The sequence below is a fragment of the Haloarcula ordinaria genome, from assembly GCF_029338275.1.
In the GTDB taxonomy this organism is placed as follows: Archaea; Halobacteriota; Halobacteria; order Halobacteriales; family Haloarculaceae; genus Haloarcula; species Haloarcula ordinaria.
Genome location: NZ_CP119789.1, coordinates 1,225,993 through 1,251,039, shown reverse-complemented (window position 1 = coordinate 1,251,039; position 25,047 = coordinate 1,225,993). Strand labels below are relative to the sequence as shown.

General features: G+C 67.8%; 26 protein-coding genes. 19 read left to right on the top strand and 7 right to left on the bottom strand.

Going from position 1 to position 25,047, the window contains the following annotated elements:
* The first annotated feature begins 72 nt into the window (after nucleotides 1–72).
* The 4 genes from P1L41_RS06595 to P1L41_RS06580 all read left to right on the top strand — a co-directional run bounded on the left by P1L41_RS06595 (nucleotide 73) and on the right by P1L41_RS06580 (nucleotide 2,373).
* The gene (locus tag P1L41_RS06595) at nucleotides 73–1,329 is read left to right on the top strand and encodes a Cof-type HAD-IIB family hydrolase (protein ID WP_276298071.1); all 1,257 of its coding nucleotides are present in this window, start codon (nucleotides 73–75) and stop codon (nucleotides 1,327–1,329) included.
* Nucleotides 1,330–1,392: 63 nt separating this feature from the next.
* On the top strand, nucleotides 1,393–1,899 hold the full coding sequence (locus P1L41_RS06590) for a hypothetical protein (RefSeq protein ID WP_276298070.1): 507 nt from the start codon (nucleotides 1,393–1,395) through the stop codon (nucleotides 1,897–1,899).
* 50 nt (nucleotides 1,900–1,949) lie between these two features.
* Nucleotides 1,950–2,153, top strand: coding sequence for a DUF8149 family protein (locus P1L41_RS06585; RefSeq protein ID WP_276298069.1), 204 nt, complete (start codon nucleotides 1,950–1,952; stop codon nucleotides 2,151–2,153).
* Between the two features lie 85 nt (nucleotides 2,154–2,238).
* Entirely contained in the window at nucleotides 2,239–2,373 is a 135-nt protein-coding gene (locus P1L41_RS06580) for a hypothetical protein (protein WP_276298068.1), read from the top strand.
* Between the two features lie 17 nt (nucleotides 2,374–2,390).
* Here the strand turns inward: P1L41_RS06580 and P1L41_RS06575 are convergent, their stop codons facing one another.
* A complete protein-coding gene (locus tag P1L41_RS06575) occupies nucleotides 2,391–3,149 on the bottom strand; it encodes a hypothetical protein (RefSeq protein ID WP_276298067.1) in 759 nt (252 codons plus the stop codon).
* 81 nt (nucleotides 3,150–3,230) lie between these two features.
* Here P1L41_RS06575 and P1L41_RS06570 point away from each other — a divergent pair, with 81 nt between their 5' ends.
* The 3 genes from P1L41_RS06570 to P1L41_RS06560 are packed head-to-tail and all read left to right on the top strand — an operon-like array spanning nucleotide 3,231 to nucleotide 4,894.
* Nucleotides 3,231–3,827, top strand: a complete 597-nt coding sequence (locus tag P1L41_RS06570) for a class I SAM-dependent methyltransferase (RefSeq protein ID WP_276298066.1) — start codon at nucleotides 3,231–3,233, stop codon at nucleotides 3,825–3,827.
* A gap of 60 nt (nucleotides 3,828–3,887) precedes the next feature.
* The gene (locus P1L41_RS06565) at nucleotides 3,888–4,457 is read left to right on the top strand and encodes a DUF7992 family protein (RefSeq protein ID WP_276298065.1); all 570 of its coding nucleotides are present in this window, start codon (nucleotides 3,888–3,890) and stop codon (nucleotides 4,455–4,457) included.
* Between the two features lie 29 nt (nucleotides 4,458–4,486).
* Nucleotides 4,487–4,894, top strand: coding sequence for a hypothetical protein (locus P1L41_RS06560; RefSeq protein WP_276298064.1), 408 nt, complete (start codon nucleotides 4,487–4,489; stop codon nucleotides 4,892–4,894).
* Between the two features lie 13 nt (nucleotides 4,895–4,907).
* On the opposite strand, the gene mutS is transcribed toward P1L41_RS06560, so the two are convergent.
* Nucleotides 4,908–7,586, bottom strand: a complete 2,679-nt coding sequence (gene mutS / locus P1L41_RS06555; protein WP_276298063.1) for a DNA mismatch repair protein MutS — start codon at nucleotides 7,584–7,586, stop codon at nucleotides 4,908–4,910.
* A gap of 182 nt (nucleotides 7,587–7,768) precedes the next feature.
* Between mutS and P1L41_RS06550 the strand changes: the two genes are divergently transcribed.
* The 3 genes from P1L41_RS06550 to P1L41_RS06540 all read left to right on the top strand — a co-directional run bounded on the left by P1L41_RS06550 (nucleotide 7,769) and on the right by P1L41_RS06540 (nucleotide 11,413).
* Complete coding sequence (locus P1L41_RS06550) at nucleotides 7,769–8,200, top strand: arsenate-mycothiol transferase ArsC (protein WP_276298062.1); 432 nt, start codon at nucleotides 7,769–7,771, stop codon at nucleotides 8,198–8,200.
* A 40-nt stretch (nucleotides 8,201–8,240) separates the two neighbouring features.
* Nucleotides 8,241–10,316, top strand: a complete 2,076-nt coding sequence (locus P1L41_RS06545; protein ID WP_276298061.1) for a peptidase — start codon at nucleotides 8,241–8,243, stop codon at nucleotides 10,314–10,316.
* Between the two features lie 68 nt (nucleotides 10,317–10,384).
* Nucleotides 10,385–11,413 (top strand): AIR synthase family protein, encoded by a 1,029-nt coding sequence (locus P1L41_RS06540; RefSeq protein ID WP_276298060.1) that lies wholly within the window; start codon nucleotides 10,385–10,387, stop codon nucleotides 11,411–11,413.
* Between the two features lie 63 nt (nucleotides 11,414–11,476).
* Here the strand turns inward: P1L41_RS06540 and P1L41_RS06535 are convergent, their stop codons facing one another.
* A complete protein-coding gene (locus P1L41_RS06535) occupies nucleotides 11,477–11,641 on the bottom strand; it encodes a DUF7331 family protein (protein ID WP_276298059.1) in 165 nt (54 codons plus the stop codon).
* Between the two features lie 147 nt (nucleotides 11,642–11,788).
* On the opposite strand from P1L41_RS06535, the gene thiD reads away from it, so the two are divergent.
* Nucleotides 11,789–13,144: a bifunctional hydroxymethylpyrimidine kinase/phosphomethylpyrimidine kinase gene (gene thiD / locus P1L41_RS06530; protein ID WP_276298058.1), complete on the top strand. Its 1,356-nt coding sequence runs from the start codon at nucleotides 11,789–11,791 to the stop codon at nucleotides 13,142–13,144.
* A gap of 3 nt (nucleotides 13,145–13,147) precedes the next feature.
* Here the strand turns inward: thiD and P1L41_RS06525 are convergent, their stop codons facing one another.
* A complete protein-coding gene (locus P1L41_RS06525) occupies nucleotides 13,148–14,008 on the bottom strand; it encodes a class 1 fructose-bisphosphatase (protein WP_276298057.1) in 861 nt (286 codons plus the stop codon).
* Nucleotides 14,009–14,172: 164 nt separating this feature from the next.
* Here P1L41_RS06525 and P1L41_RS06520 point away from each other — a divergent pair, with 164 nt between their 5' ends.
* Complete coding sequence (locus P1L41_RS06520) at nucleotides 14,173–14,808, top strand: DsbA family oxidoreductase (RefSeq protein WP_276298056.1); 636 nt, start codon at nucleotides 14,173–14,175, stop codon at nucleotides 14,806–14,808.
* Nucleotides 14,809–14,940: 132 nt separating this feature from the next.
* On the opposite strand, the gene P1L41_RS06515 is transcribed toward P1L41_RS06520, so the two are convergent.
* Nucleotides 14,941–15,126, bottom strand: a complete 186-nt coding sequence (locus P1L41_RS06515; protein ID WP_276298055.1) for a hypothetical protein — start codon at nucleotides 15,124–15,126, stop codon at nucleotides 14,941–14,943.
* A 186-nt stretch (nucleotides 15,127–15,312) separates the two neighbouring features.
* On the opposite strand from P1L41_RS06515, the gene P1L41_RS06510 reads away from it, so the two are divergent.
* Nucleotides 15,313–16,410, top strand: coding sequence for a sulfite exporter TauE/SafE family protein (locus P1L41_RS06510; protein WP_276298054.1), 1,098 nt, complete (start codon nucleotides 15,313–15,315; stop codon nucleotides 16,408–16,410).
* Nucleotides 16,411–16,574: 164 nt separating this feature from the next.
* Here the strand turns inward: P1L41_RS06510 and P1L41_RS06505 are convergent, their stop codons facing one another.
* Nucleotides 16,575–18,098 (bottom strand): aldehyde dehydrogenase family protein, encoded by a 1,524-nt coding sequence (locus tag P1L41_RS06505; protein WP_276298053.1) that lies wholly within the window; start codon nucleotides 18,096–18,098, stop codon nucleotides 16,575–16,577.
* A gap of 160 nt (nucleotides 18,099–18,258) precedes the next feature.
* Between P1L41_RS06505 and P1L41_RS06500 the strand changes: the two genes are divergently transcribed.
* Complete coding sequence (locus P1L41_RS06500) at nucleotides 18,259–18,978, top strand: helix-turn-helix domain-containing protein (protein WP_276298052.1); 720 nt, start codon at nucleotides 18,259–18,261, stop codon at nucleotides 18,976–18,978.
* Here the strand turns inward: P1L41_RS06500 and P1L41_RS06495 are convergent.
* A complete protein-coding gene (locus tag P1L41_RS06495; protein ID WP_276298051.1) occupies nucleotides 18,975–19,802 on the bottom strand; it encodes a proline dehydrogenase family protein in 828 nt (275 codons plus the stop codon). The genes P1L41_RS06500 and P1L41_RS06495 overlap by 4 nt on opposite strands.
* Nucleotides 19,803–19,974: 172 nt before the next feature.
* Here P1L41_RS06495 and P1L41_RS06490 point away from each other — a divergent pair, with 172 nt between their 5' ends.
* Genes P1L41_RS06490 through P1L41_RS06470 form a run of 5 tightly spaced genes read left to right on the top strand, consistent with a single transcriptional unit; the run spans nucleotide 19,975 to nucleotide 25,028 of the window.
* On the top strand, nucleotides 19,975–21,309 hold the full coding sequence (locus tag P1L41_RS06490; protein ID WP_276298050.1) for an ABC transporter substrate-binding protein: 1,335 nt from the start codon (nucleotides 19,975–19,977) through the stop codon (nucleotides 21,307–21,309).
* Nucleotides 21,310–21,316: 7 nt separating this feature from the next.
* A complete protein-coding gene (locus tag P1L41_RS06485) occupies nucleotides 21,317–22,276 on the top strand; it encodes a branched-chain amino acid ABC transporter permease (RefSeq protein ID WP_276298049.1) in 960 nt (319 codons plus the stop codon).
* A gap of 1 nt (nucleotide 22,277) precedes the next feature.
* Entirely contained in the window at nucleotides 22,278–23,504 is a 1,227-nt protein-coding gene (locus tag P1L41_RS06480) for a branched-chain amino acid ABC transporter permease (RefSeq protein WP_276298048.1), read from the top strand.
* Nucleotides 23,497–24,318, top strand: coding sequence for an ABC transporter ATP-binding protein (locus P1L41_RS06475; RefSeq protein ID WP_276298047.1), 822 nt, complete (start codon nucleotides 23,497–23,499; stop codon nucleotides 24,316–24,318). The genes P1L41_RS06480 and P1L41_RS06475 overlap by 8 nt, the downstream gene beginning before the upstream one ends.
* Nucleotides 24,315–25,028, top strand: a complete 714-nt coding sequence (locus tag P1L41_RS06470; RefSeq protein WP_276298046.1) for an ABC transporter ATP-binding protein — start codon at nucleotides 24,315–24,317, stop codon at nucleotides 25,026–25,028. Before P1L41_RS06475 ends, P1L41_RS06470 begins: the two co-directional genes overlap by 4 nt.
* Nucleotides 25,029–25,047: the final 19 nt, after the last annotated feature.

Here is a 25,047-nt window from a genome sequence, read left to right as displayed (position 1 = left end):
GACCGGGTTTTCCCGTTCGGCGCGATGGCTGTACAGTGAAGTACATCGGCATCGACACACCGAACACCGAGAATGGAGAAATACGACCAGCTCTACCACCTCTACCAGACGACCGACACCGAGACGCTGCGGGCCTACCAGGAGTTCGTCGACCTCTTTCCCCCGCTGCGGTCGACGGTCGCCCTCGACCAGTGGGACGCCGTGCGGGCGGAGCTCGACGAGCGCAAGACCGCCATCAGCGAGGAGTTCCCGACGACGGGGGAGACCTACGCCGAGCTCGCCGCACGGCTGACCCGCGAGGAGGCATTCACCGCGCTCGACCTCTACTCGAAGTACGACCGGCGCGTCAACGTCCTCGTGCTGGACGTCGACGAGACGCTGCGGTCGGCCGGCGACACCGACAACGAGATCCCCCGGAGCACGCTCCACCTCCTGACCCAGTTCCACGAGCAGGGCGTCCCCATCGTCGTGGTGACGGGCCAGACCTTAGAGAACGTCAAGGGGTTCATGATTCAGGGGCTGGGCAACGAAGTCGTCTCCTCGGGGAACATGAGCATCGTCTTCGAGACGGGGAACGCCGTCTTCACGCCGGGTCACGGCTCCGACACGAAACGGTTGCTCTACGAGCGACTCGACCCCGAGATCGTCGCCGTCTTCGACGCGGTCCGCGGACGTGTGCTCTCCGACGCCCCCGAGTCCGTCGTCCACGGCTGTCACCTCCAGGGCAACGAGTTCAACGTCACGCTGAAGCCCAACGCCGAAGTGGGCAGCGAGGCCGCCGCCGAGGTTATCGACGAAGCCGTCTGTCACCTCTGTGCGCTCGTCGGCCGGGCCGTCGCCGACGCCGTCGGGGAGTCGATCGACGACCCCGCGGCCCTGGCCCGGACGTACTTCGCACGCGACCCGGAGCTGGCCCGCGTGTTCGCCGAGGCCGGCGTGTCAGCCGACGCCGACCTCGAAGCAGCACCCGAGGCCGTGCTCGATATCCTCGAACGCATCGACGTGGGCTACTACGAGGCCGATGCCGTCGAACTCGTCAGCCTGGAACTCGACAAGGCCACCGGCGTGCGGGAGGCGTTCGACGTGCTGGGCATCGACGACCCCTTCGGCATCGTGATGGGCGACAGCAAGAGCGACCTGCGCGTCATGGAGTGGGTGGCCGAGGCCGACGCCGGCATCTCGGCGGCGCCGGAACACGCCTCGCAGGCCGTCCTCGACCACGTCCGGGCGCACGACGACCTCGTCTACGAACCCGGCGAAGCGAGTTCTGTCCTCCACATCGTCTACGGCCTGAACCTGCTCGCCGAACTCGACGAACGGCGGTCCTGACACCCCCAGCCTCCGCTCGCGCCGGGCACAACAGTTAGACACCCCGCGGCCCAACGCGGAGCCATGTCACTCGAGACCGTGTTCGGGAAGGTCCCGGACCCGTCGTCGTACACCTTCCCGGAGTACTCGCTCCCGCAGGGCGACCCGGTGCGACCGGTCGCCGTCACCGCCGACGAGCTGACGGCGCTGCTCGACCTCTACGAGCAGTTCGCCCGCGTCGACCCGAGCGGGATGGACTCGAACCCGTTCGTCCGGGCGACCAGTGACTTCCTCGAACAGACCTTCGGGACCCCGCTCAAGCGGCCCGACGAGCGGCTCAACGACGACATCGCGACCATGCTCAACGACTTCTCCGAGGACCTCGGGGGCGCGTCGATGGGCGTCGTCGACGCCACACCGGCCCACCACCGGACCCTCTACTTCTTCCTGACCAGCTGCAAGGCCTACCACGTCGCCCCGCACGTCCGGTTCGAGCCCCCAGAATCGGCCGTCGAGACCCTCTACGCGGTGTACGAGCGCGTCACCGAACAGGAGTTCTACCTGAAGCGACCGAAATCCGTCCTCGAGTGACCGCGCGGGAATCGGTCGGTATTTGACGCCCCACACTGAGAGTGACGGGTATGGCCAGCGACGACGAACTGCCGGAGATTCCGGTCGTCTGCCCCGAGTGTGACACCCGGACCAGCGTCGCCTTCGACGAGGTCGAACGGGCCGTCGAACGGCACAACGAGCAGCTCCACGACGGCGAGGCCGTCGCCGAGGTGGACCCCGAGGTGCTTGAGGCGCTGACCGACCGGCTGGGGAAGGACCTGGGACTGTTCTGAGCGCGGGTGCAGTAGCCGAAAGACCAGTCCCGGACCGGAGCGTTCCGGTAGTATCATTACCCGTAGTGGGACCCTCACGCCACACATGAGCCTCCGCCTCGAGACGGTCTGCCCGCTGTGTGGCGACGACTGTGGCGCCCCTGGACAGCTCCGGTCGCACCTCCACGTCCACCATCGCAAGAGCGAACTCGTCGAGGTGTGTCTCGCCGCCAGTCGGTAGACAGAACAGGGTGTCGGTCACCGCTCGCGCATCGGGGTCGAACAGCGCAGACAGAGCGTGTGCTCCGTCGCCCAGTTGACGTCGGTCGACCGGCAGTTCGGACACCGGAAGTTCGCGTTGTCGTACTCCGTCGTCCCGCGATGGGCCGCGAGCGTCCCGGCGTCGACCGCCCGGGCGAGCAGACTGGGGAACCGCTGTCGCTTGAACGCCGCCCGGTGACCGAGGAAGCGCGCCGGGTCGGACGGGTCGGGGCCGTGCAGGTCGTCCCAGCCGACTGCGATTTCGCCGTCGGCGAGCCCCCGGGCGACCTGCTGGAGGGGCGCCGCGGCGGCCTCGAACAGCGGCGTCGTCGCCACGGCCTGGACCGACTCGACCGACCCGGCGGCGTCCGCGTAGGCGGTCTCGGCGTCGTCGTAGGCCGCCGCCGCCCCGTCGAGCGAGCCGACGGTGTGGAAGTCCGCGACGAACTCGTCGAGACAGGCCTGCTGAACCGGGTCGGCGAGTGCGTGCTGCAAGTCCCGAGCGACGGCCGCGCCCTCGACGGCGCGGTGGGTCGCGCGCTCGGGGAGCCCGGCGACGCGGTAGCTGACGCCAGCCAGCACGAGAAACCGGATCCCCTCGCCGACCCACCCCTTCTCGTCGGCGTCGAACGGCGACTGCCCTGGACGGGGGACAGCCAGTCGTTCCCAGGCGGCTCGCGTGTACGCGTCCCCAGCGGGCTCGTAGGCCCGGTCGGCCAGCGCGCCGACGGCGTCGGACCAGAGCTGCGTTGCCATACCGTCCGTCGGGACCGAACAGGAACAAACGTTCCGCTGGGGGATGCGTGGGCTGATGTGTCTCGCGGCCCACAGGACGGTATGGACCGAAACGAGATTCGGGCGGCCTGGGACGCCGTCGCGGAGACGTACGCTCAACGCCGCGACCCGAGCGGGTCCGACGCCGCGCTCATCGACGACCTGCTCGCCGAGCTCCCGCCGGCCCCGACGGTGCTGGACGTGGGCTGTGGCGACGGCGCGCGGACGCTCGCGAACCTCCCGGCCGGCAGCGTCGGCCTCGATTTCTCTCGGCGGAGCCTGGCGCTTGCAGCCGAGACGGTCCCCGACGCGCGGCTGGTGCAGGGCGAGATGACCGCGCTCCCAGTCGCGGACGACAGCGTCGATGCCGTCACCGCCTACCACGCCGTCTTCCACGTGCCCAGAGAGCGCCAGCCCGCAGTGTACCGCGAGTTCGCCCGCGTCCTCGGCCCCGACGGCCTCGTCCTGCTGACACTCCCCGGCGGCCGGTTCGAGACCGTCCGGCGGGGCTGGATGGGCGGCTCGATGTTCTTCTCCGCGCCGGGCCGGCAGGCGACGCTGGACCAGCTGCGCGACGCGGGATTCGACGAGGTGTGGACCGAGATGGCCGACGACCCGCTGGGGACGTCCACGGAGTTCGCGTTCGCGAGGCGGGGGTGACCGGCCGTCGGTGCCCACACCAGCGGTGCGTATTTCTATCTGAATGACGAATATCCAGATATGTCACTCGACGTGCCCGTCCCCGACCCGCCGTCGCTGCACGGCCCACAGCCCCGCAGCGAGTACAGCGCCATCGACGCACCGGCCGAGGAACCGGAGGACGACTACCGTCGGGAGGAGGTCGCCGAGATACTCGAGGCCGGCGCCTGGCACGACGCCTTCGAGGAGTGGACGACACAGACCGGGCTGTTGGTGGCCGATTTCGAGCTCGTGACCGAGCACGAGCTGGTCGACGAGTTCGACTTCTACTGGGACCCGACGACCGACGAGGTCGGCTATCAGGCGCCGACGCTCCCCGAGGCGGTCCGGCGCGACCTCGAGGTCGGCGACGTCGACGAGATCGAGCTCGAGCTGGACTCGCTTGGCCGGATGGTCTCGGAGATGCTGGAGAACGACTACCTCCTGCGGGACGACGAGAGATTCGGGTTCTTCGACGACGAGGTGCCCGAGTCCGAGTTCGACGCCGAGGTGCCCGAGTCCGAGTTCGACGCCGAGCGCGAGTCGGTCGACGAGGAGCTTCGGGACACGGAGTCGCGGGACGTGGAGTTCGGCCCGGGCGGAGAACGGTGAGCGACGGCCCGACCAGTCGCAAGTGAACGATGCCCGGGTCGAACCAGCGAGCCGGCGAGGACCGGGACTGGGGGTCGCTCGCGGTCGCGCTCGGCGTCGCAGTCATCGGGGCGAGCATCCTCGGCGGGCTGGCGTACGTCGAGGTGACGACGACGGTCACCCGGGCGGAATACGCGACGTTCCAGGCCGGCTGTGCCGACCTGGCGAACCAGTCGCGTCTCACCGACGCAGGCCTCGGCCAGGAACGGGTGGCACTGAACGAGACCCACGTCCGCCGGTGCGAGAACACGACCTTCGCAGAGTACCGTCGGGGCCGGCTCGACGCGATGGACGGCCCGCCGCTGAACGCCCGGCAGTGGCTCCTGTACGGCGGTGGCGGCCTCGTGTTCCTGGTCGGGGGGAGCGGCCTCCTGCGCCAGGAACTATCGCGGTCGTGACCGGCGGGCGCAGTCAGTCCTCCTCGAGGTCTGCCTGCCACTGCTGGACCGTCGCCATCAGCTCGACCGGCGGCGTCTCGTTGACGTCCAGGTCCGAGAGCGCGCGCAGGACGGCTTCGGCGTCGGGACCGAACCGGTCGGAAAGCGTCGGCTCCGTCCCCGCCGCCGACCCGCCGTCCGCGCTCGTCGGCGAGTCCCCGCCGCCGCCGAACGTCCCCGACGAGAGGTCGAAGACGGCCTGGGTGGTGCCGCCACCACCGCTGCCCCTGGCTTCTATCGCTTTCTCCTCGCGCAACCGGTCCAGTACCTCCTGTGAGCGCTCGACGACCGGGCCGGGGACACCCGCGAGGTCGGCGACGTGGATGCCATAGGAGCGGTCGGTGGGGCCGTCGCGTACGGTCCGGAGGAAGGTGACGTCCCCGTCCGTCTCGTCGGCCGCGACGTGGACGTTCTCGACGCGCTCCAGGTGGTCGGCGAGCGTCGTCAGTTCGTGGTAGTGCGTGGCGAAGAGCGTCTTCGCGCGCACCTCGTTGTGGAGATACTCCGTGGCCGCCCAGGCGATGGAGATACCGTCGAAGGTAGCAGTTCCTCGGCCGACCTCGTCTAAGATGACCAGCGAGTCCTCGGTCGCCGAATGGAGGATATTCGAGAGCTCCTGCATCTCGACCATGAACGTCGAGCGGCCCTGTGCGAGCTCGTCCAGCGCGCCGACGCGGGTGTAGATGCCGTCGACCACGCCGACGCGGGCCGACCGTGCCGGGACGAAACTCCCGACCTGGGCGAGCAGCGTGATGAGCGCCGTCTGGCGCATGTACGTCGACTTCCCGCTCATGTTCGGGCCCGTGACCACCAGGAACTGCCGCTGGTCGTCCATCGCGAGGTCGTTCGGGACGAACTCGGTGGTCTGCTCGACGACCGGGTGGCGGCCGGCCTCGATGGTGAGTTCTCGCCCCTCGACCACGTCGGGCCGAGTCCAGTCGTTCTCCACGGCGTGGACCGCGAGCGAGGCCAGCGCGTCCACCTCGGCGAGCGCGCGCCCGACATCCTGCAGGAGCGACGCCTGCGCTGCGACCCGGTCGCGTAACGCTTCGAAGAGGTCGTACTCCATGTCGTGCCGGCGCTCCTCTAAGCGGAGGACATCCCGTTCGCGCTCGTCAAGTTCCGGGATGGTGTACCGCTTCGAGTTCTTGAGCGTCTTTATCTCCTCGTACTCGTCGGGCACGTCTTCGGTCTCGCTCCGGCCGACCTGGATGTAGTAGCCGTCGGTCTTGTTCCGGTCGACCGAGAGGTGCGTGATGCCGGTCCGTGATTTCTCGCGCTCGGGGAGGGTGTCGAGCCACTCCAGGGCTGCCTCGTGTTCCTCGGCGAGTTCGTCGAGGTCGTCGTCGTAGCCCCGACGGAAGAGGCCGCCCTGGGTGACGGTTCCCGGCGGGTCCTCGACGAGCGCGGCGTCCAGTTCGTCGGCGAGAGACTCGGCGGCGTCGCGGTCCGCACCTGCGAGCGCGTCGGCGATAGGCGACTCCGCCAGCCGCTCGGTCTCGGCGACGGCGTCGGCCACCGCGGGAAGCAACGCCAGCGTCTCCTGCACCGCCCGGAGGTCGCGGGCGTCCGCGCTCCCCGAGATGGCGCGAGCGCCCAGTCGTTCGAGGTCGTAGGCGTCGGAGAGCGTCTCGCGGATGGCCTCGCGGGCCATCGCAGCCCGGGAGAACGCGGCGACCGAGGACTGCCGGCGACGAATCTCGCCGCGGTCGCGTCGCGGGCGCTGAATCCACTCCGTGAGGAGCCGGCGACCGGCCGCGGTGACCGTGTGGTCGATAGTGTCGAACAGCGACCCCGACGTGTCTCCCTGCATCGTCTCGGTGAGCTCGAGGTTCCGCTGGGTCGTCGCGTCCAGGTCGACGTGCTCGCGGGCGCCGTAGGCCTGCAGGCGTGTCACCGCGGCCAACGTGCCGACGCCGGTCTCCTCGACGTACGAGAGGACGGCCCCGGCAGCGGCGATAGCCGCGTCGTCGTCGGCGATGCCGACGCTCGAGAGCGTCTCGGCGCCGAACTGCTGGCGCACGCGGTGGCGTGCTCGCCCGGGGGCGAAGGACTCCGTGGCGTGCAGCGTCAGCGCCGCGTCGGTCCGCTCGCGAAGCTGGTCGAGGAAGTCGTCGTCGGCCCGCAGGTCCGGCCCCGGGAGTACCTCTGCGGGGTCGAACGTGTACAGCTCCGAGAGCACCTCACCGGCCGTGGCTCCGTCGAGTTGCGTGACCTGGAACTGTCCGGTCGTCACGTCGGCGACGGCCAGTCCGTAGGTGTCCGCCTCGCCCTCGCGGTGGCGGACGACCGCCGCGAGGTACTGGGCGGCGGCATCGCCCGTCTCCAGGTGCGTCCCGGGCGTGACGACCCGCGTTATCTCGCGGGCGTGCCCGTCGGCGGTCTCGTGCTGGTCGGCGACGGCAACGCGATACCCCCGCTCGACCAGCGCGGAGACGTACGGCGTGAGGTCGGCGACGGGGACGCCCGCCATCGGGTACGACGACCCGTGGGAGGACTTCTGGCTCACCTTCAGGTCGAGTTCGTCGGCGACCCGTTCGGCGTCCTCGCCGAAGAACTCGTAGAAGTCGCCACACTGCATCGCCAGCAGGTCGGCGTCGGTCCCCTCCTTGAGCGTGAGGAACTCCCCGACGATGCCCGTCGCCTCGGTCATACCCTCTTCTGTGAGTGTCCCCGGCGTAAGGGTTGCGGGAGCGGGTAGTCCCTGATGAGCCGGCCGGTTCGAGATGGGGTATTGAGCGCTCAATAGCAGTATAGAGACCGGAGCGCACCGAAATCACCATATGTCCGGTCCGACAACCGGGTTGTATCGTGGGGCCACCCGCACGAACAACTATGACCGACACATTCCGCGTCGCCTTCGTCTGCGTACAGAACGCCGGCCGCTCACAGATGTCGACCGCCTTCGCCGAGCGGGAGGTGGCCGAGCGCGGCCTCGAAGACAGCGTCGAGGTCGTCACCGGCGGTACCCACCCCGCAGACCACGTCCACCCGGAGGTCGTCGACATCATGGGGGAACTCGACATCGACCTCTCCGACCGCGTCCCGCGCGAGGTGACCGACGAGGAGCTCAACGAGTGTGACCTCGTCGCCACGATGGGCTGTTCGACCCTGGAACTCGACGCCGACGTCGAGGTCCGTGACTGGGCACTTGAGGACCCGGACGGACAGGACGCAGACGCGGTGCGCGAGATTCGCGAGGAGATTCGAGGGCTCGTCGCCGAGATATTCGACGACATCGAGGCGCGGCTCGACGCACCTGCGTAACCGGGCAGTTATTTGACTCGGGGCCGAATAAGCAGAGAATATGCACGGGGCCCGCCGGGGCGTGGTCGTCGCACTAGCGGTCGTCCTCCTCGTCGCCGCAATCACGCCGTTCGTCGGTGTGGCGAGCGGGTCGGTGAGCCAGCGAACGCAGTACGGGACGAGTGCGAGCGCCGCCCAGGTCACCAACGGCGACACCATCCGCCAGACCCAGGCCTACGCGCTGACGCCGGGCCAGCCCGGCGAGGTGCGAGTGACGCTGACCTACGCAATCCCCGACCGGGTGGTCAGCCTCGAGACGGAGGTTCCCGCGGGCGCGACGGTGGTCGGCACCGACGGGTTCGACCGGGTCAACGAGACCGCCTTCGAGTGGGACGAGACCAGCACCACGGCCACCATCGAATACCGGATCGACCCGGACGAGACACTCGAGACGACCGGGCCCGAGGCCGACAGCGGCCAGTACATCAGCGTCGACGCCGGCGACTGGGCCCTGTTTCAGCGCTCGCGGACGCCCACACGATGGCGGTACACCGGCAGCGAGCCGATGGGGTTCGAGCGCAACGTGACGACCCAGGGCCCCGGCGCGGCCGGTGACGACCTGGTCTACCTCGGCGAGCAAGAGACCGTCAACCGGACCGCCCACGGGCAGACCTTCCGCCTGGTCGTGCCCGCCGAATCGTCGCTGGCGGCGGAGCCGTCGGCCGTCCTCGACTCGATGGTCAACGCCTCCGACGCGCTCCGGGTCGGCGACCGGGACGAGTCGGTGTTCGCCGTCGCGGCCCCGACCGGCGACGTCGAGTGGGCCGTGCGCGGTCTCCAGGTCGGCGATTCGGACCTGTGGGTCCAGGACCGGGAGCGACTCGACACGGCCGAGAACGTCTGGGTCCACGAGTACGTCCACTCCAGACAGCGGTTCCGGGCGACCGCCGAGAGCCGCTGGTTCACCGAGGGGAGCGCGGTGTACTACGCCGCCTTCCTGACGCTCGAACAGGACCGGATCAACTTCTCGGCGTTCGAGAACCGGCTCGCAGAAGGCGAGCGAAGCGAGTACGATGACGTCGTCCTGTCCGACCCGACGACCTGGGAGCGCAACGCCAACTACTACCGGGGCCCGCTGGCCGCAGGGCGCATCGACGAGCGAATCCGCGTGGCGAGCGAGAGCGAGCGAACGCTGCAGGACACGTTCCGGCTGCTGAACGGCGTCGAGGGGACGGTGACCCAGGACGAGTTCCTCGCGGCCGTCGAGCGCGCCGGCAACGAGTCGGTCCGGTCGACGGCCGTCAGGCTGACCGAGGAGCGGACTGACCTGACGATGTGGAACCAGACCCGCCACGGCGTCGTCTTCGGGCAGCTCCCGGCCCGAATCGGCTACGGCCTCCCGTCGACAGAAGGGGTGGCAGGGTACGAGGTGAGCGGCCGGTACCGCGATACGGTCCTCGACGGGACGGAGCCCATTCGGCTGGCCACCGGGGAGACGCTCACGGTCGACGCCGTCGTCAGCAACGCCGGCGGGACGGAGGGGCGCTACAACGCGACGCTCGCGATAAACGGCACCGAGGTGTCGGTCGAACGCGGGCGCATCGAACCGAGCGAGGAGGTACTCGTCCCGCTCTCCCACCGCTTTGTCACCCCGGGCCGGTACCAGGTGAGCGTCGACGGTGACAACGTGACCGTCCTCGTCGAGCGCCCGGCGCGGGCCCGCGTCGAGCGCATCGACGTCAGTGCAGCGACGGCCGACCAGGGCGACGTCGTCGTCGTCACCGCCTCCGTCGTCAACGACGCCGAGATACCAGGGGAAGTGCTGGTGGTGTTCACCAGGGACTTCCAGTCGGTCGACGAACAGCGGGTCTACCTCCCGCCACAGAACAAGACGCAGGTCTCGACGGGCGTGCTGCTTCCGGAGTCCGGCGAAGTGTTGCTCTCGGCCGGCGAGGCCAGGGCGGTCCGGATTTCGGTCACGCCCGCCGCGACGCCGACCCGGACGGAAACGCCGACCGAACGCCCGACGACGGAGACGACCGAACAAACGACCGGCCTCAGCGGTCCCGGGTTCACCGTGGGGATAGCAGCGCTGGCCGTCCTCCTCGCCGCGCTCCTGGCACGCCGGCGTCGGTAGCCGGTCGGGACTGGTCGGCCAGCCCGGAGATAGCCACTGATTAGTACCACCGCGAAATACCACCGAGTATGGCAGACCTCGGCAAAGTCGACCGCGAGTTCTTCGACGAGTACATCTACCCGAACCTGGGCGCCGACCGGGACGACGTGACCCTCGGACCACAGCACGGCGTCGACTTCGGGGTCGTGGACGTCGGGGGGAAGGCCGTCGCGATGGCGACCGACCCCGTGTTCGTGATGCCCTCGGTCGGGTTCGAGCGGGCCGCCTGGTTCGCGTTCCACATCCTGATGAGCGACGTGGCCGTCTCCGGGCTGCCGCCGACGCATCTCTCCATCGACTTCAACCTCCCGCCGGAGATCACCGACGAGCAGTTCAGTACCGTCTGGGAGACGTTCGACGAGGAGGCCCGCGAGCTGGACGTCTCGGTCGTCACCGGCCACACCGCGCGGTACGCCGGGTGTAACTACCCGATGGTCGGCGGCGCGACAGCCGTCTCCGTCGGCGAGTACGACCGGCTCGTGCGCCCGGACGGCGCACAGGTCGGCGACCGCGTCGTCGTAACGAAGGGGCCGGCCATCGAGGCGACCGGCCTCCTCTCCATCCAGTTCGAATCCCTGATGGACGGGGCACTTGACCCGGGGACGATTCAGGACGCGAAGGACCGCTTCTACGACATGAGTCCGGTGCGCGACGCCCTGGTCGCGGCGGCCGCCGGGCCGGTGACCGCGATGCACGACGCCACCGAGTGCGGTATCTTCGGCGGCCTCTACGAGATGGCCCGCGCGGCGGGCGTCGGCATCGAGCTGGAGACCGACCGCGTGCCGATTCAGCCCGGCGTCCTGGACGCGTGTGACTTCTTCGACATCGACCCGTGGGTCTCCATCAGCGAGGGCACGCTCCTGCTGTCGGTGGCCCCCGACGGCGTCGACGACGTGCTGGACGCACTCGACGACGAGGGGATTCCGGCCGCGGACGTGGGCGAGGTCACCGAGGGCTCGGGACTCGTGGTGGACGGTGACCCGACTCCCCATCCCGGCGTCGACCCCTTCTGGGGGACCTTCGAGGAGTACATGGGGAAACTCGAGGCGGAGGACTGACCGCGACCGTCGCTCGGTCGACTATCGAGTCGGTTAGAAGCCGAACTGCTGAGGAGGAGCTACTTACGCGCTTGTTCGTCCCGACGAGGTGCCGACCTCTACCGCATAGTCGGACTGGAGCCACGCTTCGGGGTTGTCCGTGTCGTAGACGACGACGTCGCCGCCGCCGGTCGTGAAGCTACCGTACCGTTCGTCTGCCTCGTCGGAATGGTTCGATGCCGGTTCCATTGTCGTACATCGGTTTTGCGAGATTCACGCACATAAACTTTTCTCGAATGTAGTATCAAGTATTATTAGCATACTAGGACAGGCGTCTGTCTCCATATCCGTACGGAGACCATCATCGCTTTGAGGGCACCGACCCACCCACCCGGTATGCAGCGAGCAGACGCACCCGTCTCCCCGCCGGTCGTGCTGACCGTCGCCGGGAGCGACTCGGGCGGCGGTGCCGGCATCCAGGCCGACCTCAAGACCATCGAGGCCGGCGAGGGGTTCGGCACCAGTGCCATCACGAGCGTCACCGCACAGAACACCACCGGCGTGCAGGGCCAGCACCTGCTCCCTATCGAGGACATCGAGGCACAGATCCGGGCCGTCCGCGAGGACTTCGACCTCGCGGCGGTCAAGACGGGGATGCTCGCGACGAGCGAGGTAATCGACCTCGTCGTCAAGTACGCCGACGATCTCCCGAACCTCGTCGTCGACCCGGTGATGGTCGCTACCTCCGGGGACCGACTGCTCGAATCCGAAGCCGAGAACGCCTACGAGCGCCTCATCGCGAAATCGTCGGTGGTCACGCCCAACGCCGACGAGGCAGAGGTGCTCACCGGCCGCGACGTCGCCGACCCCGATGCGGCTGAGGCGGCGGGCCAGGACCTGGTCGAGATGGGGGCCGACGCCGCGCTGGTCAAGGGCGGGCACGTCCCCGGCGACGAAGTGGTCGACACGCTGGTCACCCCGGGGTCGGTGACGACGTTCCGGCACGACCGGGTCGACACCCAAGCGACCCACGGGTCAGGCTGTACGCTCTCGTCGGCCATCGCGACCCGACTGGCTCACGGCGACGACCGGTCAGACGCCGTCGCGTCGGGCATCGACCTGCTCTCGCGGGCCGTCCGGTACAACCTCGACGTGGGCGAGGGCCCCGGCGCGGTCCACCACCTCGTCGAGACGCGGAACGAGGCCGCCCGCTACGAGACGAGCGAGGCCGTCGAACACGCCGTCGAGACGCTCGTCGAGCGCGACGTCTCCCGCCTGGTCCCCGAGGTGGGGATGACCGTCGTCGGGGCGACGCCCTATGCCGAGACGCCCGACGAGACTGCCGCTGTCGAGGGCCGTATCACCCGCACGCTCTCGGGGGTGCGGCCGAACCGCGGCGTGCGCTTCGGGGCGTCGACCACCGTGGCACGCGTCCTGCTGGCCGCCCGCGAGCACGACCCGGCGCTGCGCTTCGCGGTCAACTGCCGGCTCGACGACACCGTCGAGGACGCGCTGACCGACCTGGCCGGGTCGGTGCCAGCCTTCGACCCCGGAGAGCGACCCGACGACGTCGACCCCGGCGAAACGACCGACTGGGGTGTCGGCGAGGCGTTCGACGCCAGCGAGAGGACGCCCATCGCCGTCGTCGGCCGGGGCGACTTCGGCGTCGAGGCGAGTGCGACGCTGCTCGCGACGGACGCCGGGACGCTGGTCGAGCGGGCGACGCGGCTACTGGAGTCGGTCGAGGACTAGCGCTCAGTCGAGCGCCGCTTCGAGGCGCTCGATGAGTTCGGCGTTGCCGACGTGCATCGGCGCGCGCTGATGCAGCGACTCGGCTTCGGTGTCGAGGATGGAGCCGTCGCCAGTCGAGGACGCCCCGCCCGCGGCCTCGAAGACGTGGGCGATGGGGTTGCCCTCGAACTGCAGGCGGAGTTTCCCCTCGGGTTTCTCCTTCAGCCCGGGGTACGCGAAGATGCCGCCGTAGGTGAGCAGCTGGTTGATGTCGGCGATCATCGCCCCGCCGTAGCGGAGTTTGAGCTCCTGTTCGATCTCGCGGGCAAAGTCGAGGAAGTCCTCGGGCCAGTTGGGGACGTCGCCGCCGAAGCCGAAGACGGTGGGGTCATCGGGGAGGGTCACGTCCTCGGCGAGCACCTGTGGGTTCTCTTTCTCGAGGAGGTAGTCCGTGACCTCGTCGTCGCGGGCGACGATCATCGTCGTGATGGGGCCATAGAGGACGAAGCCGGAGGCCACGAGGTCGCGCCCGGAGGCCGGCGGACGCTCCGTGTAGACGCCGAAGATGGTACCCATGGCGTTGTTCGACCGCAGGTTCGACGAGCCGTCGAGCGGGTCCATCGCGACGTGGTACGCCCCGTCGCCACCGTCGATCGGGTCCGCGCGTTCCTCGCTGGCGTACGTTCCCACGTCGTCGTTGGCGAGGACGGCGTCCTCGAACAGCTCGTCGGCGCGGATGTCGGCGGCCATCTGCGTCTCGCCGCTGGGGTTGGTCTCGGCGGAGACGGTGCGGTCCTCGACGAGGCCCTCGCGGACGTCCGAGGACGTGTCGGCGATGGTCGCGAGTATCTCGTCGATGGTGCTTCCCGAGTCGAACGGCGTCATGCCGCGGTCACCCGCCCGAGCGTGTCCGGCGGTGACAGGTTCTCCAGAGTCATTACTTCGGCTTCGCCCACCCCGCATATCAAAGTGTTCCCGGAGACGTCGCCGGCCGCCGGCTACCGGGACCGGAACGCACCCTTTACGCCCGAGCGGGTCCAGGTCGACGTATGAGCACAGAGGACACAGGAGAGTCCATCACGGTGTACTCGGACTACGTCTGTCCGTTCTGTTACCTGGGTCGCGAGTCGCTCCGGCAGTACCAGGAGCAGCGCGAGGAACCACTCGAGATCGACTGGCGGCCGTTCGACCTGCGCAGCCAGAAACGTAACCCGGACGGCACCATCGACCACTCCGTCGACGACGGCAAAGGCGAGGACTACTACGAGCAGGCCAAACAGAACGTCAGGCAGCTCCAGGAGAAGTACGGCGTGGAGATGACGCTGGACATCGCCACCGATATAGACTCGCTGCCCGCACAGGTGGCCTCCTACTACGTCGCCGAGCACTACGACTACGAGACGTGGCTCGCGTTCGACCGCGCCGTCTTCGACGCGCTGTGGCAGGACGGCGCAGACATCGGGGCGATGGACCTCCTCGTAGACCTCGCGACCGAGGCGGGCGTCGATGGCGACGAGATCCGGTCGGCGCTGGACGACGACGCGCTCCGGGCCGAGGTCCGCGAGCAGTTCAGCGCCGCCCAACAGCAGGGCGTCACCGGCGTCCCGACGTTCGCGTACGACGGGTACGCCGCCCGCGGCGCGGTCCCGCCAGAGCACCTCGAACGGCTCGTCGAGGGAACCTGACGATAGCGGACAGCGAGACGGGTCCCGTCAGTGGTCGGAAACGAGGGGTCGGTGACCGTGTGACGTCGTCGTCTCATCGTACAGACAGCGACCGCTACGGGTGGAAAACGCAGAGAACCGCGGCGACCCGTCTCAGTCCCGACGGCCGGTTCGTGCCTCGACGCGCATCTCGACGTAGCGGCCGGCCCAGTGCTCGACGTGGTCGCGAATCGCGCCGAAGAGTCCTCCGCGGGGGTCGTCCGTCGGGGCAGGGTCGATCGGGTCGTCGTCGTGCGCGGACTGCTCGACTGCCTCCGTGGGTCCCTCGGGAAAACTCATTACGACATATGGTACCACAGGTGTTACAATAAATATTAGGGATTCAATCGCACCGGGAATTGTTCTAGGGACCCCCCAGACACGCGAACACACGGTCGGCGAGAGACGTTCACGAACGTTGGGACGGGATACATTCAGACAACAATGCACTTATACTATTATTCCCAACACCTGGCTCAAGCCTCAATGACCAGTTCTGCTTCGTCCAGTAGCATCCAGAAGACCTTTCTGAAGTATCAGCACGTCTTCGTGTTCCTCGCGCCGCTCGCCTTCGTGGTCGGCGTGTACTTCTTCGCCCCGACCCCGGAGGGTGCGGGGACGGCGTACTGGGTCCGGTACTGGTGGCTGTTCCTGGCGTTCATCACCGGCGCGACCATCGTCAACACCGTCGGTATCAGCGGGTCGGCGCTGTTCGTGCCCTTCCTCATCTTCGTCTTCCCGGTCATCGCCGGGGAGACGCTGACGCCGGAGACGCTCGTGAAAGTCGGCCTCATCAGCGAGTCGTTCGGCCTCTCGAGTTCCGCGCTCGCGTTCATCCAGTACGGACTGGTCGACCGCCGACTGGCACTGAGTCTCGTCGCCGGCGCCGTCCCGTTCGTGGTCGCCGGGGCGCTGCTCTCCTTTATCATCCCGGCCCCGGTCTTCCACGCGATGCTGGGGATGGCGCTCATGGCCGCCTCCTACCTGCTGTTCAAGGCCGACCTCGGCCACGAGGACCCGGGCGCCGCCGGTGACGAGGCGGAGGCCGGCGCGGCGACCGACGGCGGCGACGCCGACCTCCCCGACGACGACGACAAACTCGGTCCGGCGGGCGTCGAGAAAGACGACGACGGGACGGTCACCCGCATCGACCGCGACGGCAACGACTACACCTACTCCCACGGCGGCTACCTCGAGCGGTTCGCCAACTACAGCATCGGTGGTGTCTTCCAGGGGCTGGCCGGCTTCGGCATCGGGGAACTCGGCATCATCTCGATGCTGCGGACGAACGTCCCCGTCCGGGTGGCCATCGGCAGCAACCACATCGTCGTCGCGCTGACGGCCGTCCTCGCATCGCTGGTCCACGTCTTCGGCGGCGGCCTCGTCCCCGGCGCGCACAACATCGACCTCGCCTCGACCCCGTGGAACATGGTCGTCTGGACGGTTCCGGCGACGGTCACCGGCGGACAGATTGCCCCGTACGTCTCGGCGAACCTGGACACCTCGCTCATCAAGAAAGGCGTCGGCGTCCTCTTTGCAGTCATCTCGGTCGCGCTGTTCCTGATGGCGTCGGGCGCAGTCTGAGATACACTCCCTATCGACAGTAAAAAATGCCGCCAGCAGCCGCTCAGTCCGCGCCCCGACGCGGGCTCCAGCAGCAGATATCGCACCGCTCCAGCCCGAGCTGCCCCGTCAGCCGGCCGCTACAGGCCGGACAGCGAGCCGACAGGCCACCCGGGCGTGCGGTATCAGTCATCGTCGCTCGTGATGATGTCCGCGGAGAGGCCCTGTGCCATCTGGATGTCCTTCGAGTTGTTGAGCGTCCAGGCCGTGCGGTCGGTGACCGCTTCGATGATTTCGCGGGCCGAGGGGTAGCCGTTCCCGGACTTCTTGACGCCGCCGAAGGGCAGCTGGACCTCCGCGCCGATGCAGGGGAGGTTGCCGTACGCGAGGCCGAGTTCGGCGTGGTCGCGGTAGTAGTTTATCTGGCGGTAGTCCTCGGAGACGATGGCGCCGGCCAGCCCGTAGTCCGTGTCGTTCTGTATCGCCACGGCGCGTTCGATGTCGCCGTCGTACTCCATGAGCGCGACGTGGGGCCCGAAGACCTCCTCGTGCGTACAGCGGAGCGGTTCGTCGGGGTCGGCCTCGTAGACGAACGGGCCGATCCAGTGGCCGGCCTCGTGGCCGTCGGGAACCTCCTCGGCGTCGAGCTCAGTGCGGTCGACGAGGACGTCGACGCCTTCGTCTCGGGCGAGTTCGTTGTACCGGGAGACCTTGTCCCGGTGCTCGTCCTCGATGAGCGGGCCCATGAAGGTGTCCTCGGAGAGCGGGTCGCCCACGGCGACCTTCGAGGCGATGTCGACGAACCGCTCCTTGAATTCCTCGTAGACGTCCGTGTGGACGATGAGGCGCTCGGAGGAGACACAGCGCTGGCCAGTGGTCTTGAACGAGGACATCACTGCCGAGTGGACGGCGGTGTCCATGTCCGCTTCCTCGGTGATGACGATGGCGTTCTTCCCGCCCATCTCACAGGCGGCGCGCTTGCCGGAGACGCCGCCCACGGCGTCGGCGATCTTGTGGCCGACCTCGGCGGAGCCGGTGAACAGGACCGTCTCGACCGGCTCGGACTCGACGATGGCGTTGCCGGCGTCCCCGAAGCCGTGGACCATGTTGAACACGCCGTCGGGGAGGCCCGCGTCGGCGAACAGCTGTGCGATGACGTCGGCGCACTTCGGCGTCTGCTCGGCGGGCTTGAACACGACGGTGTTGCCCTCGACCAGCGCGACGGCCATGTGCCAGTAGGGGATGGCGATGGGGAAGTTCCAGGGCGTGATGCAGCCGACGACGCCGCGGGGCTTGCGGCGCATGTAGGCGTCTTTCGACCCGATTTCGGAGGGGATGATGTCGCCGCTCGGGTGGCGAGCATCGCCGGCGGCCCACTCGACCATGTGCGCGGCCTCGACGACGTCGGCACGCCCCTCGCTGATCTCTTTGCCACACTCGCGGGTGACGATTTCGCCGTACTCGTCGACGTTCGACTTCAGTTCGTGATAGACGTCCCAGAGGTACTCGGCGCGGTCGATACGCGAGAGCTCGCGCCACTCCTCGTAGGCGTCCTCGGCCGCCGCGACCGCGCGGTCGACGTCCTCGGGGGTTCCCCGCTGGAACTCCCCGAGCGTCTCGCCCGTCGCGGGGTTCTCGCTCGTGAAGGTCTCTGTGCCCGAGCCGTCAGTCCATTCGCCGTCGATGTAGTGCTGATAGGTCGCTGCCATTGGCTACTCATACCAAACCAGAGAGCCAATAGCCCCGTCCGACCATGGACGGGTCGACCGAAAACGGGGTCGAGCGTCGAGAGGGTGCCCGGACCCGACCATGGTCGGTCGGGGTTTGTGAAACCGTCACGTACAAACACGTATAGGAGATACAATATCTATGAGTGTGGAAAACCCGGTGTCCGGGACGCGGCTCACGCTGGACCTCTGGCATCCGAACTGCTGGGCGATCGAAGCGACCGAGCAGGTACGCGGTGGCGTTCTGGCACACGCCGTCTATCACTCCCCTGCGACCAGCGACCAGGGGACATCGTCTGTAAACGGGTTGTTCACTGCCTTCGGGGACTCCGAGGCAGAGGTCGAACAGCTGCTGGGCACCATCAGCGAGTCCAGTCGGGCGGGGGAGCTCCAGGAACTCCAGGAGCGTTTCGGTCGGCAGCGCAACGCGCCCGGGAACGTCGTCCGCGAGTTCTTCCTCGAGTACGACCCGGCCGACATGGTCTGTCCCACCCTGCTCGAACACGGGTTCGTCCACAGCGCCCCGGTGCGCATCGAGGACGGCCGTGAGGAGTGGCAGGTCTGTTTCGCCGGCGAGCGCACGAACATCGAACCGGCGCTCGAAGACGTCGAGTCGGATTCGGGCGCCGACGTGAACGTCGCGTCGATAACCACCTCGGACTCGCCGTCGTCGGCCCGCGAGAACCGCCTCGACTCGCTCACCGCGGCCCAGCGGGACGTCTTCGAGCACGCCCGCGAGTCGGGCTACTACGAGTGGCCCCGCGAGACGTCGACGCGCGAGCTGGCGGCCGACCTCGACGTCTCGAAGACGACGCTGCTAGAGCACCTGCGGAAGGCGGAAGCGAAACTGCTGGACCCCTAGACACCGACGACAGCACGGAGCGCGAACAGCGCGTTGGACTTCTGCTCGCGGACGCGCCGGTAGAAGTACGAGAACCACTTCTCGCCGTACGGGATGTACTGGTAGACGTCGACGTCGGCCGCGAGCCGGGTCTGTTCGTCCTCTCGGACGCCCATCAGCATCTGTATCTCGTAGGGCGTGCCGTGCTCAGCGTGGAGGGCCTGGGCGTGGTCGATCATCTTCGGGTCGTGGCTGCCGACCGCGATGCCGCCCTCGAAGTGCTCGAACATGTACTCGAGGTACTCCTTGTACACCTCGTCGACCTTCGCCTTCTTCTTGTAGGCGATCTCCTTCGGTTCGTCGTAGGCCCCCTTGACGAGTCTGACCTTGCCGGGGAGGTCGGCCAGCCGCTCCAGGTCTTCCCGGGTGCGCTTGAGGTTCGCCTGGAGGCAGACGCCCACGTTGCCGTCCGTCGCGCGAGCGTGACGCTCGTAGGCGTCGAGCGTGACGTCGGTCGTCGTGTGGTCCTCCATGTCGATCCAGACCAGGCAGTCGGCCGCGTCGACGATGCGAGCCAGGTTCTCCTCGAAGACGTCGTCGCCGATGTCCAGACCGATCTGGCTCGGCTTGACCGAGATGCAAGAGTCGGTGTCGCGTTCGGCTAGCGCCTCGACGAGGTCGATGTACGCCTGTGTGTCCGCGTCTGCATCCGCACGGTCGTCGTAGTGCTCGCCGAGCAGGTTCAGGATACCCGCCACGCCACGCTGGTTCAACTCGTCGACGTGGGCCATCGCCGTCTCCGGCGTTTCCCCGGCCACGAAGTTGTTCGCGATAGGTGGTATCATATCATCCCTCTCGGCGTACCGCCCTATATAACGTCCCCCGACCATATATTCCAGATAGTTTAGTGTTGAACGGAACGGGTGTTTCGAGGGCCTGCTGGCCCTCGGCCGCGGTCGGACCGCCCATGGTCGGGGCACGGTTGATGGGTACCCTTGTGTCATGAGGAACATAGTCATGGAAGACGATTCAAAGCCGACTATCGATCGACGAACTGTACTTCGAGCAACGGGGCTGGCCGGGCTCGCCGGCCTGGCCGGCTGTATCGGCACCACCGACGACGGCGGCGACGGCGGCAGCGACGGCGGCGATGGGGGCGACGGCGGCGGGAGCGATGGGAGCGACGGTAGCGATGGCGGCAGTGACGGCGGCGACGGTGGTGACGGTGGGAGCAGCGGCCCCTACGAGATCGGTATGGTGAACTCCCTGACCGGGTCGCTGTCGGCGTTCGGGCAGCGCAACCAGCGCGGGAAGGAGCTGGCGCTCGAGGCCGTCAACGACGTCGGCATCAAGGACCGCGAGCTAGCCATCATCGAGGAGGACTCCGAGAGCGAGAGTCAGGGCGGCGTCTCGGCGGCCCAGAAGCTCGTCAACCAGGACGAGGTCCCGTTCCTCATCGGCGCGGTCGGTTCGGGCGTCTCGCTGGCCATCTACGAGAGCGTCGTCCAGGGCACCGACGTCGTCCAGCTCAGCCAGAACTCGACGGGGCTCGGCCTCACCGACTTCCCGGGCCTGCTCCGGATGTCGCCGACGGGTCGCGTCCAGTCCGTCGCGCTGTCGAACCTCATCGCTGACGACGGGTACGACTCGGTCGCGGTCACGTACGTCAACAACGACTACGGCCAGAGCCTCACCGACGCCTTCGTCAACGCGTGGGAGGGCGACATCGCCTACAACAGTCCCCACGACCAGGAACAGCAGTCCTACTCCAGCGTCATCTCCGAGATGAACGATTCGGGGGCCGACGCCTGGCTCTTCATCACCTACCAGGCGGAGTTCGCCACGATGGTCAACGAGGCGTTCTCCAGCGGGTACGAGGCGCAGTTCTACGGGGCCGACTCCGTCTCCGGGGACAACGTCATCTCGAACACGCCCGAGGGCAGCATCGACGGCATGAAGATCGTCGTCCCCTCCGCGCCCGTAGAGGAAGAGAACTACCAGCAGTTCGCCTCGGACTTCGAGGAGGCCTACGGCGAACAGCCCACGGCATGGTCGGCGTACGCCTACGACTGCGTGGTCGTCGCGGCGCTGTCCATCCAGGCCGCAGACGAGTTCACCGGCGCAGCGCTCCAGGAAGTCGTCCGCGACGTGACCCGTCCGGAGGGCGAAAAGGTCACCACCTTCGAGGCCGCGAGCCAGATTCTCGCCGACGGCGGCGGCCCCAGCGACGTCGACTACCAGGGCGTCAGCGGTCCCATCGACTTCGACGAGAACGGTGACCCCAAGGGCTTCCTGCAGATTCTGGAAGTGCAGGACCACGAATACGTCGGCACCGGCTTCATCGAATCCTAAGCCGGCAATGGTCCTTGACTTACTCGCCAGTGGCCTCGTGTTCAGCAGTATCATCGTCCTGGGCAGCATCGGGCTGTCGCTGATATACAGCATCGCGGACTTCGCGAACTTCGCTCACGGGGACACCATGACCGTCGGCGCGTACGCCGCGTTCGTCACCTTCGGGGCCATCGGCGGGCTCGGCGGCGGCATCCTGAGCCTGCCGCTGGGATTCTTCGTCGCGCTCGTGGTCGGTATCGTCGCCGCGGCCGTCGTCGCCGTCCTCACGGAGAAGATCGTCTACGACGGGATGAACGCCAGCTCGATCCAGCTGCTCATCACCTCGATCGGTATCGCGTTCATCTATCGCGCGGTCATCCAGATGGGCTTCGGCGCGGACTTCACGCGGTTCGACGTCGAGCCCCTGCGTCCCATCGAGGCGCTGTTGCCCTACGGCATCCGCGTCACGGAACACGACGTGGCAATCGTCGTCTCGGCCGTCGTCCTGGTCGGGGGCCTGCACACGCTGCTCCAGTACACCGACCTTGGCCGGAAGATGCGGGCGATGGCGGACAACCCCGACCTCGCCCGCGTGAGCGGCATCCGGACCGACCGCATCAAGCTCTGGACGTGGATCATCGGCGCCGGCCTCGCCGGGTCCGGCGGCGTCTTCCTGGGGCTGTACAACCAGCTGTCGCCGCGGATGGGGTTCAACCTCCTCCTGCTCATCTTCGCCGCCGTCATCCTCGGCGGCATCGGCTCCGTCTACGGGGCGATGCTCGGGGGACTCCTCATCGGGGTCATCAACCAGCTGACGCCCGTCCTCTCGGACATCCGACTCCTCACCGATATGGGAGCGATACTGCCGCTGGTGCCCGACAGCTTCGGCATCGTCATCGGCATCGAGTACGCGAACGCCATCGCGTTCGTCATCATGGTGGCCGTGTTGCTCGTCAGACCGAACGGCATCGCCGGGGAGGCGGTCTGAGATGGGCGTCCTCTCCGACCCGAAGGGGTACTGGGCGGACCTCACGCGGGCCGAGCGCGGCGTCGTCGCCTCTATCGTGGGCTTTGCCGTCTTACTCTTCGCCGGACTCCTGACCGGGGCGCTCTCGCCGACGTACTTCCTCTTCCTCGTCGGCATCGCGGGGATGTACGCCCTGCTGTCGCTCGGGCTGAACTCCCAGTGGGGGTTCAGCGGCCTCATCAACTTCAGCGTGGCCGCGTTCTTCGGCATCGGTGCCTACGGAACGTCGCTGATGAGCGCCGACTCCTCGCCCATCGCGGGCGGGTATCTCCCGATCGTGGGCCTGTTCGTGGCGCTCGTCGTCGCAGCCATCATTGCGCTGGCGATCGGCATCCCGACGCTACGACTGCGCGCGGACTACCTCGCTATCGCGTCGCTCGGTCTCGCGGAGGTCGTCCGGCTGGTCGTCCTCAACGAGCGTCAGATCACCAACGGGAGCGCCGGCGTCCGGGGCATCCCGCCGTTCTTCGAGGGATGGCCCGTCCTGGCGACGCTCCCACAGCAGATGCCAGGGCTGGTGATACGGCCGTTCCCGGGGACCGAGCTCGTCTTGGAGACGCCGTTCTGGGGAGCGCTGTTGAACGTCGTGGTCGTCATGGCGTTCGTCGGCATCAGTTACGGCGTCCTCCGGCGGGCCCACCGCTCGCCGTGGGGACGGGTCCTCCGGACCATCCGGTCCGACGAGGACCTGGCACGGGCGCTCGGGAAGAACACCTACGGGTTCAAGATGCAGTCGTTCGTGCTGGGCAGCGTCATCATGGCGCTGGCCGGCGTGTTCTACGCGCACCTGAACCTGTTCGTGAGCCCGGGCGACCTGGATCCGGTAACGACCTTCTACGTCTGGGTGGCGGTCATCCTGGGCGGCAGCGGGTCGAACCGCGGAGCGCTGTTCGGTGGCGTCGTCATCGTCACCATCCGCGAGGGGACCCGGTTCCTCAGCGGCCTCTCGGGGTTCGTCCTCGACCTCGGCGTCGTCGCGCTCCAGTTCGACCTGAGCTTCATCTCGTCGAACGTCGCGCCGCTTCGCTTCCTACTCATCGGTGTGCTCATCGTGGTGCTGATGCGGTACCGGCCACAGGGCGTCCTCCCGCCACAGCGGGAGCTCATCTGGCCGAAGGTGGTCAACGACCCGCCCTCGAAGCTGAGATCCGGCGTCCGAGAGACCAAGGCAGGTGGTGACGATGAGTGACGCCGAGGTGGCGGAAGCCGACCGTGGCGCCACGGACCCGGAACTGAAAGAGGACGTCGTCCTCGAGGTCGAGGACCTCCAGAAGTCCTTCGGCGCGCTGACCGCGACCGACCACGCGACGTTCGCCGTCGAACGCGGCACCATCACGGGCCTCATCGGTCCGAACGGCGCGGGGAAGTCGACGCTGTTCAACCTCATCTCTGGCTTTTACGAGCCCGACGGCGGCCGCGTCAAGGTCAACGGCGTCGACGTGACGGGGATGGAACCGTACGAAGTGGCAGACCACGGCCTCATCCGGACGTTCCAGACCCCCCGGAAACTGGAGGGGATGACCGTCCGCGAGGCGATGCTCGTCGGTCCGCGCGAACAGCCCGGCGAGTCGTTCCTGAACCTGTTCTTCCGACCGGGTACGGTCGGCGAGCGCGAGGCGGCCAACCTGGAGAAGGCCGAGCGCATCTTAGAGGAGTTCGAGATCGACCACCTCGCGACCCAGCCGGCGACCCAGATCTCCGGCGGGCAGATGAAGCTCGTCGAGCTGGCCCGGGCGATGCTGGCCGAGCCGGAGCTCCTCTTGCTGGACGAGCCGGCTGCCGGGGTCAACCCGACGCTGCGCAACAAGCTCGCAGAGCAGATCCAGCGACTCCACGAGCAGGGCACCACGTTCTTGCTCATCGAACACGACATGGACTTCGTGATGAAACTCGCCGACCCGGTCATCGTCTTAGACCAGGGCCACGTCCTCATGGAGGGGCCGCCGAGGGCGGTCCAGACCGACCAGCGCGTCATCGACGCCTATCTGGGAGGGAACGTATGAGCGACGCCCCCGTCCTCGAACTGACGCACGTCGACAGCGGCTACGGCGAGGTCCAGGTGCTCGACGACCTGACGCTCCATCTGAACCCGGAGGAAATCGTCTGTCTCATCGGCCCGAACGGCGCGGGGAAGTCCACCGTACTGAAGACAGCCTTCGGCATGTTGACCCCGTGGGAGGGGACCGTCACGTACCACGGCGACGAAATCGGCGGGATGGCCCCCGAGGACATCGTCCGCGAGGGTATCGGCTACGTCCCACAGACCGACAACGTGTTCGGGAGCCTCACCATCGAGGAGAACCTCCGGATGGGCGGCGTCGCCCGGAAAGACGGCCTCGAAGACGTCATCGACCGTCTGTACGACCGGTTCCCGCTGCTCGACGAGAAGCGCTCGGCGAACGCATCGACCCTCTCCGGTGGCCAGCGCCAGGTGCTCGCGTTCGCCCGCGCACTGGTGATGGAACCGGACGTGTTGCTCATCGACGAACCGTCGGCCGGCCTGGCACCGAACACCGCCGACGAGGTGTTCGGCCACGTCCAGGCGGTCAACGACCTCGAGACGGCCATCCTCATGGTCGAGCAGAACGCGACGAAGGGACTGGGCATCTCCGACCGCGGCTACGTCCTGGACCAGGGGACCGTCCGCTTCGAGGACGAGGCCTCGGCGCTGCTGGACAACGACGACGTCTCGAAGCTCTACCTCGGCGGCTGAGTCGGGTCGACGGTCCGCA

What these genes read in the sequence shown, in the direction of transcription:
- P1L41_RS06565 (WP_276298065.1), top strand. Translation starts at nt 3,888, where the DNA reads ATGTCACTCGACGTGCCCGTCCCCGACCCGCCGTCGCTGCACGGCCCA.
- P1L41_RS06535 (WP_276298059.1), bottom strand. Translation starts at nt 11,641, where the DNA reads ATGGAACCGGCATCGAACCATTCCGACGAGGCAGACGAACGGTACGGT.
- P1L41_RS06585 (WP_276298069.1), top strand. Translation starts at nt 1,950, where the DNA reads ATGGCCAGCGACGACGAACTGCCGGAGATTCCGGTCGTCTGCCCCGAG.
- P1L41_RS06575 (WP_276298067.1), bottom strand. Translation starts at nt 3,149, where the DNA reads ATGGCAACGCAGCTCTGGTCCGACGCCGTCGGCGCGCTGGCCGACCGG.
- P1L41_RS06510 (WP_276298054.1), top strand. Translation starts at nt 15,313, where the DNA reads ATGACCAGTTCTGCTTCGTCCAGTAGCATCCAGAAGACCTTTCTGAAG.
- P1L41_RS06520 (WP_276298056.1), top strand. Translation starts at nt 14,173, where the DNA reads ATGAGCACAGAGGACACAGGAGAGTCCATCACGGTGTACTCGGACTAC.
- P1L41_RS06560 (WP_276298064.1), top strand. Translation starts at nt 4,487, where the DNA reads ATGCCCGGGTCGAACCAGCGAGCCGGCGAGGACCGGGACTGGGGGTCG.
- P1L41_RS06550 (WP_276298062.1), top strand. Translation starts at nt 7,769, where the DNA reads ATGACCGACACATTCCGCGTCGCCTTCGTCTGCGTACAGAACGCCGGC.
- P1L41_RS06540 (WP_276298060.1), top strand. Translation starts at nt 10,385, where the DNA reads ATGGCAGACCTCGGCAAAGTCGACCGCGAGTTCTTCGACGAGTACATC.
- P1L41_RS06570 (WP_276298066.1), top strand. Translation starts at nt 3,231, where the DNA reads ATGGACCGAAACGAGATTCGGGCGGCCTGGGACGCCGTCGCGGAGACG.
- thiD (WP_276298058.1), top strand. Translation starts at nt 11,789, where the DNA reads ATGCAGCGAGCAGACGCACCCGTCTCCCCGCCGGTCGTGCTGACCGTC.
- P1L41_RS06495 (WP_276298051.1), bottom strand. Translation starts at nt 19,802, where the DNA reads ATGATACCACCTATCGCGAACAACTTCGTGGCCGGGGAAACGCCGGAG.
- mutS (WP_276298063.1), bottom strand. Translation starts at nt 7,586, where the DNA reads ATGACCGAGGCGACGGGCATCGTCGGGGAGTTCCTCACGCTCAAGGAG.
- P1L41_RS06480 (WP_276298048.1), top strand. Translation starts at nt 22,278, where the DNA reads ATGGGCGTCCTCTCCGACCCGAAGGGGTACTGGGCGGACCTCACGCGG.
- P1L41_RS06515 (WP_276298055.1), bottom strand. Translation starts at nt 15,126, where the DNA reads ATGAGTTTTCCCGAGGGACCCACGGAGGCAGTCGAGCAGTCCGCGCAC.
- P1L41_RS06475 (WP_276298047.1), top strand. Translation starts at nt 23,497, where the DNA reads ATGAGTGACGCCGAGGTGGCGGAAGCCGACCGTGGCGCCACGGACCCG.
- P1L41_RS06470 (WP_276298046.1), top strand. Translation starts at nt 24,315, where the DNA reads ATGAGCGACGCCCCCGTCCTCGAACTGACGCACGTCGACAGCGGCTAC.
- P1L41_RS06545 (WP_276298061.1), top strand. Translation starts at nt 8,241, where the DNA reads ATGCACGGGGCCCGCCGGGGCGTGGTCGTCGCACTAGCGGTCGTCCTC.
- P1L41_RS06580 (WP_276298068.1), top strand. Translation starts at nt 2,239, where the DNA reads ATGAGCCTCCGCCTCGAGACGGTCTGCCCGCTGTGTGGCGACGACTGT.
- P1L41_RS06505 (WP_276298053.1), bottom strand. Translation starts at nt 18,098, where the DNA reads ATGGCAGCGACCTATCAGCACTACATCGACGGCGAATGGACTGACGGC.
- P1L41_RS06525 (WP_276298057.1), bottom strand. Translation starts at nt 14,008, where the DNA reads ATGACGCCGTTCGACTCGGGAAGCACCATCGACGAGATACTCGCGACC.
- P1L41_RS06490 (WP_276298050.1), top strand. Translation starts at nt 19,975, where the DNA reads ATGGAAGACGATTCAAAGCCGACTATCGATCGACGAACTGTACTTCGA.
- P1L41_RS06500 (WP_276298052.1), top strand. Translation starts at nt 18,259, where the DNA reads ATGAGTGTGGAAAACCCGGTGTCCGGGACGCGGCTCACGCTGGACCTC.
- P1L41_RS06595 (WP_276298071.1), top strand. Translation starts at nt 73, where the DNA reads ATGGAGAAATACGACCAGCTCTACCACCTCTACCAGACGACCGACACC.
- P1L41_RS06590 (WP_276298070.1), top strand. Translation starts at nt 1,393, where the DNA reads ATGTCACTCGAGACCGTGTTCGGGAAGGTCCCGGACCCGTCGTCGTAC.
- P1L41_RS06485 (WP_276298049.1), top strand. Translation starts at nt 21,317, where the DNA reads ATGGTCCTTGACTTACTCGCCAGTGGCCTCGTGTTCAGCAGTATCATC.